1 protein-coding gene is annotated in these 675 nt (G+C 63.1%); it reads right to left on the reverse strand.

Translation table 11 applies throughout. From position 1 onward, the window contains the following. A partial coding sequence (locus tag A6M21_RS07500) for a class I SAM-dependent methyltransferase (protein ID WP_066667493.1) occupies positions 1–675 on the reverse strand: 675 nt, incomplete at both ends.

The following is a 675-nucleotide window of genomic DNA, read 5'->3' on the forward strand; positions in this document are numbered from 1 at the left end:
TTCTCCGACACCGCGCAAATAAATCCGCCGTCCTCCCGGCCGGCGCCGGCCGCTTCCAACTCCCGTGCGTCCCGCTCCCGGGAGAAGTCAAAGCCCGGCGGGATGAACAGCACGGACCGGGCGCGGACGTTTTTACCCGGCATGGCTGCTTTGAGTTCGGGCAAGGTATAAAGGCGGGCGTGGTTGAAAACGCTATCCGGACTGCGGCTTGCTTTTTCGCGGTAATAACGGCCCCAGGCGCTGTCCCGGCCAAGCAGGGCCGCCACCAACCGGCCGCCGGGCTGCAATACCCGGTGAGCCTCCTTTAAGACGGCGGCAAGATCAGGCACGAATTCCAGCGTCGTCACCGAAATGGCGGCGGCAAAAGAGTTATCCGGAAAAGGCAGTTTTTGGGCATCGGCCGGCAAAAAGGCAACCGCCAGCCCCGCCACCGCTGCTTTGGCCCGCGCCCGGGCCAGCATGCCGGGCGAGATGTCCACACCGGTTACCCGCATCCCCAACCGGGCCAGGGCCAGGGAATAATTGCCCGTCCCGCAGCCGATATCCAGCACGGTTATGCCGGCCTGCGGCCGCAGGTAAGAAAAAACAGCTTCCTTTTCGATAGCATCAATCAGACGGCCGGCCGGGGTCTGGTACCACCGGTCGTAATCTACGGCCTGATCGTCAAATAACTGC

Origin of the sequence: Desulfotomaculum copahuensis (genome assembly GCF_001655685.1) — a bacterium.
GTDB lineage: Bacteria > Bacillota > Desulfotomaculia > Desulfotomaculales > Desulfovirgulaceae > Desulfotomaculum_G > Desulfotomaculum_G copahuensis.